This is a genomic window from Cytobacillus sp. EB106-05-05-XG126, from assembly GCF_058791715.1.
Genome location: NZ_JBYTDU010000018.1, coordinates 1 through 14,713, shown reverse-complemented (window position 1 = coordinate 14,713; position 14,713 = coordinate 1). Strand labels below are relative to the sequence as shown.

Sequence of the window (14,713 nt, the reverse complement as noted above, 5' to 3'; positions counted from 1 at the left end):
TTATGAAATTATTATTAAAAGTTAGTAAAAAAGTTAAGGTTGCCTTAAAGAAGACAAAAAGCCCCATCCGCAGAAACGGGTGGGGCTTGATTGTGCAGATAATCACTCTGTGGAAACGGACGGGTCTGCCTGTTCTTTGACCGGTATTACTTGAACAAAGTGGTCTTCAGGATGATTAAGAAGGGAAGCAAGCTGGGAAGCTTCTTCAGTCTGTCCCTGATCATTCAGCATGGCAATGTATTGGCCAAGCAGTTCTTTTACATCTTCCTTTCCTTTATCGGAAAGAGAAGTAACCGAAACTTTAGCTCCCTTGGCAATTCTGCGCTGGATGGCTTCTTTTGTTAAGCCCATTTCCGGCTGGTGTCTTAAGTAAACAACACCGCCTGTCATTCCTGCGCAGATCCATGGACCGGCATCGCCAAGGACCAGGCCTCGGCCATTCGTCATATACTCAAAGGCAAACCCTTTAATATTGGCGTTTGAACCGATATTGCCGTATTCTTTTTCAGGCAGCCGCCTTTGCAGCTGGCCGCCGATAATCATATCCGCTCCGGATAATCTGATTCCGGCACGGGCGTCAGCATTTCCTTGAGCTACAAGCAAGCCTTCCTGTGCTCCATAGCCGAAGCCTTTACCAACAGAGCCATTATAGAACTTGCCATTTTTGCCTTTTGCTTTAAAGATTTTAATTTGTCCGCCGAAAGAAGTTTTTCCGATGCCATCCTGTGCGCCTCCGGCAACTTCGATGTTGATGCCGAAGCTGTTGTAAGCTCCAAGGCCATTGCCTGGGATGGAACCGCCTTTGTATTTCAAATCAACTTGCGGAAGAGTTTTGTAAGAACCGTCGAGTCTGTTTCTTACACGGTGGCAGGAAACCCGGCTTCCCAGTACACGCTGCTCGGAAGTGACGCTATGGAATTCACGTGACTGATCCAGTTCTTCTACACTTGCATCGAGATACTCTGCTCCAACTGCTACCTGCAGCTGGGCTTCCTGCAGGGCTTCCGGTGCTTCCTGGGCAGAAAATTGGCCGATTTCAAGTGTCTTCAGCAGGTGAGTCAGGTCAAGCTGATCCTGTCCTTTAATCTGTACTAGCAAATCAGAACGTCCTACAGCATCCTGCAGATTTTTTATGCCAACAGAAGCCGCCAATGCTTTCAGTTCTTCGCCAAAAGCAGTAAACAGGTTCATGATGCCTTTAACAGCAAGATCGAATTGGCGTGGAACAAATCTTCTTAAGCCATGTTCCTTCGCCTGTGCCTCTGAATCTATTTGTGTTGCAATTCCAACATGGCAAGTATCAAGGTGGCAGCCGCGGCATGTCGTACAGCCGATAGCAAGCATGGAGAGTGTACCAAAGCCTACACGGTTAGCACCCAGCAGCATAACCTTCAATACGTCTGCAGCACTCTTGATGCCGCCATCAGCCCAAAGCTCCACATTATCGCGGATGCCTGCTTCGAGCAGGGCGTTGTGAGCTGCCTTTACACCAATCTCAACTGGAAGGCCAACATGCTGAAGGGCGTGAATTCTCGCTGCCCCTGTACCTCCGTCAAAACCGCTCAATGTGATGATATCAGCACCAGCTTTTGCAATCCCGACTGCAATGGTTCCGATATTCGGCACAACCGGCACCTTAACTGCAACCTTGGCTTTGTCATTGGCTGTCTTAAGTTCATGAATCATCTGTGCCAAATCTTCAATCGAGTAGATGTCATGATTGTTGGAAGGTGAAATCAAATCCGATCCAATTGTAGCATTACGTGCCTCTGCAATTTTCGCCGTAACCTTGGATCCCGGAAGGTGACCGCCTTCACCAGGCTTTGCACCCTGCCCAATTTTTATTTCCAGCAGGTTGGATGAATTCAGGAGCTCGGCATTAACACCAAAGCGTCCTGATGCTACCTGCTGTCCGCGGGTCCTCGGATATTTTCCGAGCATATCCTTGATTTCTCCGCCTTCACCATTCAGGCTGACCATGTTCAGCCTGTCAGCACCTTCTGCATAGGCTCTAAAGGCCGTTTCATTCTGAGAGCCAAAGGACATGGAGGAGATAACAAATGGCAGGTCATGCTCGCCCACATGCAGGCTGATATCATCCGGCTTCAGATGAGAAGCCGTTTCCTTAAATCCGGTTAAATGGCGGATTGTTGTCGGGTTCTGGTCTTCCTGTTCAGTAATTTTTTCCTTGTAAACACTATAGTCACCAGTCGATGCCACTTCGCCGATCGCTTTCCAGATGCGCGGGAAAAGGCTGAACGTTTTTCCGATCCGTTCCTTTTCATTCTGGTAATCTTCCGCTCTGGCAAAAGCGTCTTCCTTTAAAACGCTGAAGCTGAATGAAAGTTCTTTAGATCCGAAGAAGTTGACGATATTCAGATATCCGGCTAATTCCTCATGAAGACCAATGGCAGAGAACAACCGGCCATAGCCTCTTAATTCATGAATCCCGATAGTGGAAATGACTTTTTCAAGTCCTTTAGTCAGAGCTGAATATAAATTCTTCAGCGGTGTATCAGATTCGCCTAGAACCGTCATAAACATATAGTAAGGGCTTATAATATCAGCGCCTAAACCGAACGCGGTAATGATATCATGAAGCGATCTGATTGAAGCAGACCGGAGCAGCAGGGAACATTCACGGCGCAATGCCTCTTTGACAAGAGCCTGATCGATCGCAGAGACGGCCAGGTGCGGGTCAATCCAGTAAGCGTCCTCCTGATGAGCATTGGCATCATCCAGTACAAGCAGGGTTTTGCCATTTTTGACCGCATCAACCGCTTCTGCTGCTAAACGGTCTAAAGCTTCTTTTACCGTTTCATCTTTCGTAAATGTGGAAGATAAATAAGATATCAGCTTTTGTTCCTGATAGAAGCCGCTTACTTGGTCATAGCTCGGCTGATTGAGTTCATCGGAACATTCAAAGCCTGCTTTGCCTTCTATTAAAATAGGAGTCTGCAATTCAATAACGGCCCCTTGCTCCTGTTTTTCAAATAAAGAAGGACGCTGGCCGATAATCGTACGGGTTGAGAAATGCTCCGTTTCCCGGTCACGGTCAATGGCAGGGTTTGTAACAACAGCAACACTTTCCTTAATAAAATCTGCGATGTTTTTCCGCTGAGGATTCAGTGCTGCTAAAGGTGAGTCGTGTCCAAGAGAACGGATTGGCTCCGCTCCTTTTTCTGCCATTTGCTCGACAAGCTGGACATGGTCTCTCTCCCAGCCGAATGCTTTATACTGCCCGTTATGAATCTTATCCGGGTAATTTACAGTAATGGTTTTCTCCAGTTTAGGAGCCTGCAGGCGAATCCGGAAGTTTTCAGCGTTCACTCTCTTTGAAAATCTTTCAAAAACTTCAGCCTGATAGTGGCTATGTTCGTAAACAGCCAGAGTGTCTCCGTCCCATTTCAGCCCCACCTTTTCACCTGGTGATAGCGGCTTTGGCTCATTAACATATTCACTGGATGGGATGATTCCTGGTTCTGATGAGAACAGGTAGGAGCTTTCGGTTTCCAGCATCCACAGCGGGCGAAGGCCCAATGCATCAACACTGAACACTGCCTCATCGGCAAATCTTGAAATAATTCCTGCTGGTCCCTGGGCAAAATGTCCCCATGCTTCCCGGATATAGGCGTACATATCCTGAAGATGCTCAGGGTATGACTTGATTTCATTCACGATAGGAGGGAACATGACGTCCATTGCCTCAAAGAGAGAATAGCCGTCACGGCAAATAAACGTTTCAAGCGTTCTGCTCAGATCCTGTGAGTCACTGCCATCTTTTACTAGCGGAACGCCGACCATTTTGGCTTCATCCCTAAGCTTGGCAATGGTGTTGATTTCCCCGTTGTGTCCCAGCACGCTAAAAGGCTGCACGCGGAAAAAGCTTGATAATGTGTTAGTTGAATAGCGATTATGCCCAAGCGTCATTGTTGAAGCAACAAGGGGGCTTGCCAGATCGTGATAATATTTCGGAAGAATATCCCCGGCTCCCATAACTTTGTACACAGCATGATGCTGACTAAGGGAGGCGACATGGACATGTTCGTCTTCTTCAAAATCAACGATTAATTCAAACAGCTTTTTGGAAAGCTCTGCACCATTCGATTCTGCTAAACAGGCAAACTGCCAGAATACTGGATTTTCCTGTATGGCAATCGGTCCTAAAGCTGAAGATTCGGTTACTTCGTCAGATGCATAAATAACCGTGAGATTTGCGTCAGCGAGTTTTTGCAGCAAGATCGTTTTCAGTAATTCAGTATCCTGCTTTCTGGACATAAATACATGGCCAACCACAAATCCATCTTTTTCTGCTGCGTTAGAATCGGCTCCCGCTTCCTTTAATTTTTCTTTCCACAGCTCTCTCGGGATATCAATATGGATCCCTACACCGTCCCCTTCTCCATTAATAAAACCGGCACGGTGATTCATCGTAACAAGCGCATTGATGCAGCTGAAAATATTTTCGCGGGTTGGGACTTTCTTTTTCTCCATGGCAGAAACGATGCCGCACGCATCATGCTCCTGACGGTGAAACTCTTTAAAAAGTGAAGGACTCCATTGCTGTAATGTCATAAAATTCGGCTGTAAATAAGGCTGTGCCTTAAAGCCGTTCACCTCCTGAAAAATAGTAATCTATAAGTTTTTTTTGTTTACGGGTTTTAAATGAGGGTATTGCAAAGTTATCTTTGGTTTGAAAGGTAAATGCATGGAGCATTTATTGAATGAATAGTTGGATAATTCGGGATATGCTTCAGGACATAATGTTTTTTATGTCAGCGTAAACCGCTCTTACACAAAAGATTTCTCCCATCATATCATATGAATTTTCAGAAATCAATTATTTATACAAAAAGTTGGATATGGTTTGGAGGGGGAAATAGGCTTTTGTATAAAAAAACCCCATTATTGTAAACGTTTTCATTATTGGAAATAAAGAAAAAGGAAGCGTTTCTGCTTCCGTCAGTGTATAAAATAGTGAATATTTATTCGTCCTTTAATTGCTGAAATGCATTTTGCACCGCATGAATGGTGGCTTGAATATCATCCTCTGTATGCGCGATTGTCATAAACCAGGCTTCATATTTCGAAGGAGCCAGGTTTATACCTTGATTGAGCATCAGCTTGAAGAACTTTGCAAACATTTCTCCATCTGTATTTTCCGCCTGCTCGTAATTCACCACTTTTTCTTCCGTAAAGTAGATTGTCAGGGCACCTTTTAATCGATTAATGGTAATGGGTATGTTATGTTCTTCAGCTGCCTCGCTTATCCCTTTTTCAAGCAGTTCTCCCAGTCTGTCCAGATATTCATAGACACCAGGCTGTTTTAAAACTTCAAGACAGGCAATTCCTGATAGAATCGACGCCGGATTTCCAGCCATTGTACCAGCTTGATAGGCTGGACCTAAAGGAGCTACTGTTTCCATAATCTCTTTCTTTCCGCCATAAGCACCGATTGGAAGGCCGCCGCCAATGATTTTCCCCATGGCTGTCAAGTCGGGTTTTACACCAAGCAGATCCTGAGCGCCGCCATACATAAAACGGAAAGCTGTGATGACTTCATCATAAATGACAAGCGCACCGGCTGCATGTGTTAATTCGTTAACCTGTTCCAAGAACCCCGTCTTTGGTTCAACAATTCCGAAGTTGCCGACAATCGGTTCCACCAGCACAGCAGCGATCTGGTCACCCCATTTTTCCAGCGCTTCCTTATATGGTTTGATTTCATTGAAAGGAACCGTGATCACTTCCTGGGCAATGCTCTTTGGAACTCCGGCAGAGTCAGGCGTTCCAAGTGTTGAAGGCCCTGAACCTGCAGCAACCAGTACAAGATCGGAATGGCCGTGATAGCAGCCGGCAAACTTAATGATTTTGTCCCTTCCCGTATAGGCCCTTGCCACACGTATCGTTGTCATAACGGCTTCAGTACCTGAATTCACAAAACGGACTTTGTCCAAATTAGGCATTGCTTCCTTAAGCATCTCGGCGAATTTCACTTCATGTGGTGTCGGAGTTCCATATAATACACCGCGCTCAGCAGCTGTTTTTATGGCTTCTGTAATATGCGGATGGGCATGCCCGGTAATGATGGGGCCGTATGCAGCCAAGTAATCAATATATTGATTGCCGTCCACATCCCAGAAATAAGCACCCTGTGCCCGATCCATTGCGACCGGCGAGCCGCCGCCAACTGCTTTATAGGAGCGGGAAGGACTGTTTACCCCGCCGACAATATGTTCTAAAGCTTGTTTATGCAGCCGTTCAGAATTAGTAAATTGCATGTTAATCCTCCTGATAAAATCCATTTATATGTCCGTCATTATTTTAACATGTTTGGAAGGGGCTTCGTCCAATCCTAAGGGAAGGCGGATTATTCTGTATTTTAAAAATAGGATTGGAAGCAATCTAGTTGTGAAGAAGGCACTGTTTGTCTAAACTATTTCATTAGGGCATTAATTGGCAGGAGGAGTAAAGATGAATGATGCAATAACAGTCCGGAACTTAAAAAAGGAATTTAAAGCTTATTCGAGCCGCTCGGGATTAAAGGGTGCTTTCCGTGATTTGCTTACAAGGAATTATAAGATTGTGCCAGCGGTGAACAATATCAGCTTTCATGTAAAGCAGGGCGAGATGGTTGGCTATATAGGTGAAAATGGAGCCGGGAAGTCAACGACCATAAAAATGCTGACAGGGATCCTGACCCCGACAAGCGGTGAAGTGATCGTAAATGGAATGAACCCGCATAAAGACCGTGAAAAATTCGTCAGCACAATTGGAGTTGTCTTCGGCCAGAGATCCCAGCTTTGGTGGGATATTGCTGTTCAGGAATCCTTCAGGCTGCTCAAGAAGGTGTACAAAGTTACTGATGAGCAATACGACAGCCATATGGCACATGTAATCAAAACCCTGGATATTGAACCTCTGCTCGATAAGCCGGTCCGGAAGCTTTCACTCGGACAGAGAATGAGGTGTGAATTGGCAGCGGCACTCATCCACAATCCGCCGCTCTTGTTCCTGGATGAGCCGACTATCGGGCTTGATGTGCTTGTTAAATTGAAGATCAGGGAGTTTTTAAAAGAAATTAATGAAAAATATAATACAACCATTCTGCTGACTACTCATGATCTGTCTGATATCGAGGCGCTGTGCGAACGCGTAGTTATGCTGGATGAGGGGAAAATCATTTATGATGGAGCCTTAAAAAGCCTGAAGGAAAAATGGGGGGAAGGGAAGGAAATTGAATTCCAGTTCCTTGAAGATGTGACCCTGAACGACTTAAACCGAATAACGGCTTCATCGGAAGTGAAATGGGAAAAGGATGAGAAAGAAGCGATCTTTACAGCCTTTACAGAGGATAATGATGAACTGATTTCCCTGCTGATTGCCAAGGTGGTTGCGGATTTGAAAGTGAAAGACATCAATATTAAAGAAACTTCAACAGAGGAAATCATAAGAAATATTTATGACCGGGGGATATCTTAATGAAAGAATTTACTTTTACCCGGGGGTGTTCCTGTGGATAAGTATATCGAAATGATTCGGATCCGTTTTTTGATGATGCTTGCCTACAGAACAAATTATTATACAGGTATTCTGATTTACAGCATTAATATTGGCGCTTACTATTTCTTGTGGAGTGCCATTTATGGAGAAAAAGATGCGATTGAGGGAATGTCTGTGATCCAGATGTCGACATATGTGGCTGTAGCCTGGATGGCCAGAGCGTTTTATTTTAATAATATAGACCGGGAAATGGCTGCTGAAATTAAAGAAGGAAAAGTAGCGGTGGAACTGATCCGCCCATATAATTATCTGGGTATGAAAACGATGCAGGGACTGGGGGAAGGAATATTCCGTCTCTTCTTTTTCTCCGTTCCGGGCATGGTTATCGTCTCGTTCATTTTTCCGCTCCAATTTTCTGCGGATTGGACGACCTGGATTTTCTTTGCGGTATCGATTGTATTAAGTTTTTTTATTAATACTCAAATTAATTTGCTGACAGGCATTACCACTTTCTTCTTATTTAATAACACAGGGCTTATCCGGGCAAAAAGAGTTGTGATTGATCTCTTTTCAGGCCTTCTGATTCCTATCAGCTTTTTTCCGTTATGGGCACAGGATGTACTGAAGTTTCTGCCCTTTCAGGGTATCAGCTATGTGCCGAGCATGATTTTTACAAATAGTATTTCGAAAAATGAAGCCATCCAGGCGATTATTATGCAGGGGATCTGGGTTCTTATTCTGATCATACCCATTCAGGTTCTGTGGATCATAGCGAAAAAGCAGCTCATTATTCAAGGAGGGTGACGCATGTTTTATATAGCCATTTTCTTTCAATATGTCGCCCAATATATGAAAACAAGAATGCAGTACCGCGCAGATTTATTTGTTGAGATCTTTTCAGATCTTCTATTTCAGGCAGTCAATTTAATTTTTATCCTGGTCGTCTTTGGCCATACTAATCTGCTTGGCGGCTGGACGAGGGATGAAATCATCTTTATTTACGGTTTTTTCCTTGTGCCCTATGCACTGTTTTCATCGTTCTTTAATATTTGGGATTTTAATGAGAGATATATAGTAAAAGGTGAACTCGACAGGATTTTAACCAGGCCGATCCATAGTTTGTTTCAAATCGTATTGGAACGGATGGAGCTTGAATCCCTGTTTGGGGCCGTAACAGGTATTGCTGTTATGATCTACGCCGGAAACAGCCTTGGTTTAGGGATTTCCTGGACAGACCCGTTCTTGTTTTTCTTATTTGTGATAGGCGGAATGCTTGTGTATGGAGGCATCTTTGTACTGATTGCCTGTATCAGCTTTTGGGCTGATGCCAGAACATCTATCATGCCGATGATGTATAACATCGGGAATTATGGAAGGTATCCGGTTGATATTTACAATAGTGTTATACGCTTTGTCCTCACCTGGGTTCTTCCATTTGCCTTTGTCGGTGTATATCCGGCTTCCTACTTTCTGGGGAAAGAAGAATGGTTTTTATACTCCTTTTTAACACCTGTAATCGGAATCGTATTTTTCGGCATCTCGATCCTGACCTGGAATTCAGGTGTTAAGCGATATCGGGGAGCGGGCAATTAGAACTGGGATAAAATCCCGGTTTTTTTTAAGTGATAAGAAAGTATTTAATTTTTGAACGTCGATAACTGTCTAGCTCCAGCGCCTACCCCCTCGAGGTCACAAGCTTGTCTAGTTGCGGCTCCTAGGGACTCGAGACATAAGCCAATCCCTTCCAGAAGGAAAGAACGCCTTCTTGCAGGGCTCGTCTTATGCTTGTCGTCCCTAAGCAGTCGCCTCCACATTTCGGACAATCCTCCCAAAAAGGCAAAGAACGCCTTTCCGGAAGGCTCGTCTTGTGCTTGTCGGGGATGAGCAAGGCGCTTGAGCTTTTCTTAATTGGGCGAACCCGTCCCAAAGCAGAAATAGTTTCCGAGACAGGCTGTCATATGGGAAAGGCCATAAGCGTATAAATGAATTGGAAGGCATTTCGAAATGAGGTGCAGTATGGCTTTTTATTTATCGCTGATTTTAATCGTGCTGTGCATGATCATGAGTCTGCAGACTCTTTTTTCATCCGCCAAGATTAAGGGAAGATGGGTGTCTGCTGAGAATTTCCTTTATCTCATAAGTTTATATGCAACGATTCTGATTGGGTTTGGGCTGATATATATTTGGCTTGATTTACATGGGCTGGTGGTTTTGATGGACGGCACTGAGTATATGGAAACCGGTTTCCTCGAGAGGCTGGAGACGGGTTTTTATTTTAGTGCGGTAACCCTTTTTTCTGTTGGGTATGGAGATGTCAGTCCTGTTGGAATAGGCAGGCTTATTGCCGTATTGGAAGCGTTAATCGGGTATGTGATCCCGGCCGCATTCGTAGCCAGGGTAGTATTTGATGCAGGTGACCGTGCTTTATAATGATATCGGTTGTTTTTGCCGGAAAAGTTGGATAGGCTTAGAGTAAGAAACTATTCAACAGGAGGAATGAAGATGGCGATTGAAATCGGTAAAACGGCTCCAGATTTTGAGCTTGAGGCAAGCAATGGTGAAAGAGTGAAATTATCAGATTACCGCGGGAAAAATGTTGTTCTGTATTTTTACCCGAAAGACATGACACCTGGCTGCACAACGCAGGCATGTGATTTCAGGGACCAGCATCAGAATTTTGCAGATGTGAACGCAGTCGTTTTAGGAGTAAGTCCTGATCCGCTCAGCAGACATGAGAAGTTTATTGAAAAGCATGGATTGCCTTTCCTGCTGCTTGCAGATGAAGACCATAAAGCGGCAGAGGTGTACGGTGTGTGGAAGTTGAAAAAGAACTTCGGGAAAGAATATATGGGGATTGAGCGTTCAACCTTTATAATTGACCAGGAAGGCAAGCTCGTGAAAGAATGGCGCAAGGTAAAGGTTAAGGATCATGTCGAGGAAGCACTGGAGTATATTAAGGAGAATTTGACTCAGGCTTAAATGGGTAGCCTATTTTTTATCGGAACAAGGCTTTTGTCCATTCCGAAGAACAAGTTTTGCATATCATTTTATTAGGGCATACCTCCTCAGATACTTTTTCGAAACGGACCTGAACAGGTTCGTTTTTTTTTAATATTTTTACCCTTCAGTGATGAGTGGTATGATGAATAAAACTACGTTGGAGTGGAGTTTATGAAAATTGTGTCTTCCATTTTGCCTCCCGAAGAGCTGCGTGAGGAAGTAATTCGGGATTTCCCTGAGGGAGATTTCCTGTTTTTCGACGGAATAGAATCTGCAGGGGAATCCTTTTATAATGCTGAAGTATTTATTACCTATGGTGAAGATCTGACAGAAGAACATATTCATAAAGCAACAAAATTAAAGTGGATTATGGTGATGTCAGCGGGAATGGATGAAATGCCTTTAGAAACCTGCAAGGAGAAAGGCATCCTAATTACAAATGCAAGAGGAATCCATAAAATCCCTATGGCTGAATTTGCACTTGGAACTATGTTAGACCATGTTAAACAAAGAGCATTGCTGGCTGAAAATGAAAAGGCAGAAGTTTGGAATCGTAATCTGCCAATGGAAGAGCTGCATGGAAAAACCTTATTAATTATCGGTGTAGGGGCAATAGGGGGAGAGATTGCAAGACTCGCCAAATGCTTCGGCATGAAAGTGGCTGGAGTGAATAGGAGCGGAAGGGAGAATATGTGGACAGATCGTATTTTTCCACTCAGCAGGCTAATAGGGATCCTTCCTGAAGCTGATTTCATCGTTTCTGTCCTTCCCAGCACACCAGAAACTAAATATCTGTTAAAAGAAAAGCATTTCGCTGCTGCGAAGAATTCTGCTGTGTTTATGAATATAGGAAGAGGTGATCTTGTCGAGGAAAAGGTGCTTCTGTCTGCACTTGAAAAACACCAGATTTCACATGCGTACCTGGATGTTTTTGAAAGTGAGCCTCTGCCTGAAGGCCATCCTTTCTGGAGTATGGAAAATGTAACGGTCACACCTCACCTGTCAAGCCGAACAAAAAACTATTTACCAAGATCTTTTGAAATTTTTAGGCATAACCTTCATACATATATAAAAAATAACAAAGATTATATGAATGTCATCGATTTTGAAAGAGGGTATTGAAATGAGGATTTATACCAAAACGGGAGATAAGGGGACAACATCACTAATATATGGGCAAAGAGTCAGTAAGAATGACATTCGCGTAGAGGCATACGGTTCATGTGATGAGGCGAATTCCATGATTGGATTGGCTTTAAGCCATTTAAGAAGCGAGTATTTCAGCGGTAAAGAAAAAACGGAACAGGTATTCCATAAAGTGCAGACTGACTTGTTCCATGCAGGAGCAGAGCTGGCAACGCCTGCAGGAAAAGAAGTTAAATGGACGATAAAGGAAGAGGATATCACCCTCATGGAAACGCAAATTGATGAGTGGGAAGCTGATCTTACTGTGCTTAATAATTTTATTTTGCCTGGCGGCCATCCTTCAGGAGCGGCATTCCATGTAGCGAGAACCGTTGTGAGAAGAGCGGAAAGATGTGCGGTGTCACTCAGTGATGAAGTAAATCCGCTTGTTTTAATCTATCTGAACCGGCTGTCTGATCTGCTGTTTGTTGCTGCGCGATTTGTGAATCACCATTTGGGCACTGGTGAGCAGCCGCTGCATGATGAAAAGAGCTGATTCCCTCTATTAAGGTGTTTGTAATATTGACAAATGTGGTAAAAAATTAGTACACTATTTATAAAGATTATAAAGTAAGAATATTTGTTGGAAAAGAGGTGCATGGCGGTGGCGCATATGGAATTAAAAGAGGCGCTGGATACTTTAAAAGACACTGGAGTACGTATCACTCCGCAGCGTCATGCGATACTTGAATATTTAATAAACTCCATGTCACACCCGACTGCTGACGATATATACAAAGCATTAGAGGGGAAATTCCCAAATATGAGTGTGGCAACAGTTTACAATAATTTACGAGTATTTCGTGAGGTTGGCCTGGTAAAGGAACTGACATATGGTGACGCATCTAGCCGCTTCGATTTTGTTACCACTCATCATTATCATGTCATTTGTGAAAGCTGCGGCAAGATCGTAGACTTCCACTATCCTGGCCTGGATGAAGTAGAGCACCTTGCTTCGCATGTTACAGGTTTTAAAATCAGCCATCATAGAATGGAGATTTACGGAACATGTCCGGATTGTGCAAGTAAAGAAGCTCACTAATAAATTTTTTAAGCTGCCGGCGCTTTGCTGTCAGCTTTTTATTTTTATCGCAGTCTAACGGGCAGTAAGACCCCCACTACAAGACTCAGAGGAATCAAAGGAGGATAAGTGGGGGTCAAACTGCCCGTAAAGGCCCGATTGGTTCAACTAACAATCAGTGGGGGATAAGGAAAACCCCCACTGATTGAAGTTTCACTTTATCCAATAAAAAACCGGCTATTAGAGAGCCGGTCATTTTAGAACTTGAATATGGAAGCAAGAGATAAATCAGCTCTGCTTCGTATTTTTTTTGTTGTATTTTTCATCAAATTCAGCGCCCTCAAGATTTGGATCAAGGGTCAAAGGTTCATTGCAGTACATGCACATATCAACGCGGCCAAGCATCTTTGTGTGTTTTCCGCAATTCGGGCAAACCACCTGCACGGTTTTTGTTGAAAGCATGCCGATCCAAAAATAAACACCGGTGCTGGCAAGAATGCAGAGCATTCCGAGAAGCATAAATATTGTCATGAGAAGAGCGGAATTCCTGAAGAATATTCCGAGATACATAACAATAAATCCGATGAAAATTAAACTAAGGGCAAATGTACGAATCTTATTGATTTTATTTGAGTACTTAGCCATACTGCTCCCTCCTAAAAACTAACTATACCATACTCCTTTTACTGAAATAAATATTAATATAGAATGGTGTCGAAAAATGTCTCACCTTTTGGAAGGATTTCATTTATAATTGTCGAAGATATACGCTATCAATAAAATGGAGGAATTATGATGGAAGATATTCTCCGTCCTATATACCAGGAACGGGCAAGCCAGACAAACACTCTAGGCGTGATTATGACCGAAAAAATACAAAAGGCTATTCCTGCTACTGATACATTTGATGCTGTACTGCTGATCCTTGTTGAGGAAGCAGATGAACCTGTGTTTGTTAAACATTACACATATAAAGATAAAAAAGCGGCTCTGCATATCGTGACCGATAAGCAGCTTCGCGAATGGATCCTGCTGGGGTCGAACCGGAAAATTTTTGATTGGCTCTATAGTGGAAAAGTTTTATTTGATCGAAATGAATATATTCATAACCTGAAGGTGGAATTAAGAGAGTTTCCATTCTATGGACGAAAATTAAAAATGGGACTTGAGTTTGCCAAGCTGATCAGACGATATATGGATGGCAAAGCCTTCTTTGAAAATCGGCATTATTTTGATGCCTATAACCATATTGTCCATTCCCTTCATCATCTGGCCAGGCTTGCTGTTATCGAAAATGGATTCCATCCGGAAGTAACTGTATGGAATCAGGTAAAGCAAATTGAGCCTGAAATCATGAAGCTGTATGAAGAATTGGTGAATAGCCAGGAGCCGCTTGAAAAAAGGCTGGAGCTGCTGTTCCTTGCAAGTGAGTTTTTAATCCATTCAAGAACCAAGCAAGGGATAAGTCATCTTGCCGATGTGCTTGCTGAGAAAGAAGAATGGTCCATCCATGATATTATGAACCATGATGAACTTCATCTGTATGCGGTTGACTTAAGCATGCTTCTGGAGTATTTGATTGATAAGCATTTCATAGATGTAGTGAATATAGAAACAAAAGGTCAGGGAATTTATCACAGGTATTACAAACTCAAAAAAAAATTATCGTAAAAAAACTTTAAAAGCTATTGACCTTTATTTAAATCCTTGTTATATTTATATCCGTCGCTGCGATATGAACGAAAAACACTTTCACAGACGACGGATAACTTATAAAAAAAGTGTTGACAGATAAAATCAACACATGTTATATTAATAAAGTCGCTTCTGAGCGATTAGGTAAAATATAACAAGCGAAATTGATCTTTGAAAACTGAACGAACAAAACGTCAACGTTTAAATCATTAGTCTTTTTAGAAAAGACAAACGAGCTTAATCAACTCTTATATGGAGAGTTTGATCCTGGCTCAGGACGAACGCTGGCGGCGTGCCTAATACATGCAA

12 protein-coding genes and 1 rRNA gene are annotated in these 14,713 nt (G+C 43.2%); 10 read left to right on the top strand and 3 right to left on the bottom strand.

What is annotated here, in order from left to right:
* Window positions 1–102: 102 nt before the first annotated feature.
* On the bottom strand, window positions 103–4,575 hold the full coding sequence (locus AC3WTL_RS22845) for a glutamate synthase-related protein (protein ID WP_492370097.1): 4,473 nt from the start codon (window positions 4,573–4,575) through the stop codon (window positions 103–105).
* Between the two features lie 410 nt (window positions 4,576–4,985).
* The gene (locus tag AC3WTL_RS22840) at window positions 4,986–6,281 is read right to left on the bottom strand and encodes a glutamate-1-semialdehyde 2,1-aminomutase (protein WP_492370096.1); all 1,296 of its coding nucleotides are present in this window, start codon (window positions 6,279–6,281) and stop codon (window positions 4,986–4,988) included.
* A gap of 193 nt (window positions 6,282–6,474) precedes the next feature.
* On the opposite strand from AC3WTL_RS22840, the gene AC3WTL_RS22835 reads away from it, so the two are divergent.
* The 8 genes from AC3WTL_RS22835 to perR all read left to right on the top strand — a co-directional run bounded on the left by AC3WTL_RS22835 (window position 6,475) and on the right by perR (window position 12,730).
* The gene (locus AC3WTL_RS22835) at window positions 6,475–7,482 is read left to right on the top strand and encodes an ABC transporter ATP-binding protein (RefSeq protein ID WP_222498705.1); all 1,008 of its coding nucleotides are present in this window, start codon (window positions 6,475–6,477) and stop codon (window positions 7,480–7,482) included.
* Window positions 7,483–7,515: 33 nt separating this feature from the next.
* Complete coding sequence (locus tag AC3WTL_RS22830) at window positions 7,516–8,307, top strand: ABC transporter permease (protein WP_394582983.1); 792 nt, start codon at window positions 7,516–7,518, stop codon at window positions 8,305–8,307.
* Window positions 8,308–8,310: 3 nt separating this feature from the next.
* On the top strand, window positions 8,311–9,096 hold the full coding sequence (locus AC3WTL_RS22825; protein ID WP_258751871.1) for an ABC transporter permease: 786 nt from the start codon (window positions 8,311–8,313) through the stop codon (window positions 9,094–9,096).
* 423 nt (window positions 9,097–9,519) lie between these two features.
* A complete protein-coding gene (locus tag AC3WTL_RS22820) occupies window positions 9,520–9,933 on the top strand; it encodes a potassium channel family protein (protein WP_035333128.1) in 414 nt (137 codons plus the stop codon).
* A gap of 72 nt (window positions 9,934–10,005) precedes the next feature.
* A complete protein-coding gene (gene bcp, locus AC3WTL_RS22815) occupies window positions 10,006–10,482 on the top strand; it encodes a thioredoxin-dependent thiol peroxidase (RefSeq protein ID WP_227889008.1) in 477 nt (158 codons plus the stop codon).
* Between the two features lie 192 nt (window positions 10,483–10,674).
* A complete protein-coding gene (locus AC3WTL_RS22810) occupies window positions 10,675–11,625 on the top strand; it encodes a D-2-hydroxyacid dehydrogenase (RefSeq protein ID WP_492370095.1) in 951 nt (316 codons plus the stop codon).
* Window position 11,626: 1 nt separating this feature from the next.
* Window positions 11,627–12,184 (top strand): cob(I)yrinic acid a,c-diamide adenosyltransferase, encoded by a 558-nt coding sequence (locus AC3WTL_RS22805; protein WP_394582988.1) that lies wholly within the window; start codon window positions 11,627–11,629, stop codon window positions 12,182–12,184.
* A gap of 108 nt (window positions 12,185–12,292) precedes the next feature.
* Window positions 12,293–12,730, top strand: coding sequence for a peroxide-responsive transcriptional repressor PerR (gene perR, locus AC3WTL_RS22800; protein WP_162272000.1), 438 nt, complete (start codon window positions 12,293–12,295; stop codon window positions 12,728–12,730).
* Between the two features lie 267 nt (window positions 12,731–12,997).
* On the opposite strand, the gene AC3WTL_RS22795 is transcribed toward perR, so the two are convergent.
* Window positions 12,998–13,354, bottom strand: coding sequence for a YgzB family protein (locus AC3WTL_RS22795; RefSeq protein WP_048010460.1), 357 nt, complete (start codon window positions 13,352–13,354; stop codon window positions 12,998–13,000).
* 150 nt (window positions 13,355–13,504) lie between these two features.
* Here AC3WTL_RS22795 and AC3WTL_RS22790 point away from each other — a divergent pair, with 150 nt between their 5' ends.
* Together AC3WTL_RS22790 and AC3WTL_RS22785 are read left to right on the top strand one after the other, a co-directional pair.
* A complete protein-coding gene (locus AC3WTL_RS22790) occupies window positions 13,505–14,380 on the top strand; it encodes a nucleotidyltransferase-like protein (RefSeq protein ID WP_394584152.1) in 876 nt (291 codons plus the stop codon).
* A 273-nt stretch (window positions 14,381–14,653) separates the two neighbouring features.
* A 16S ribosomal RNA gene (locus AC3WTL_RS22785) occupies window positions 14,654–14,713 on the top strand; the annotation flags it as partial.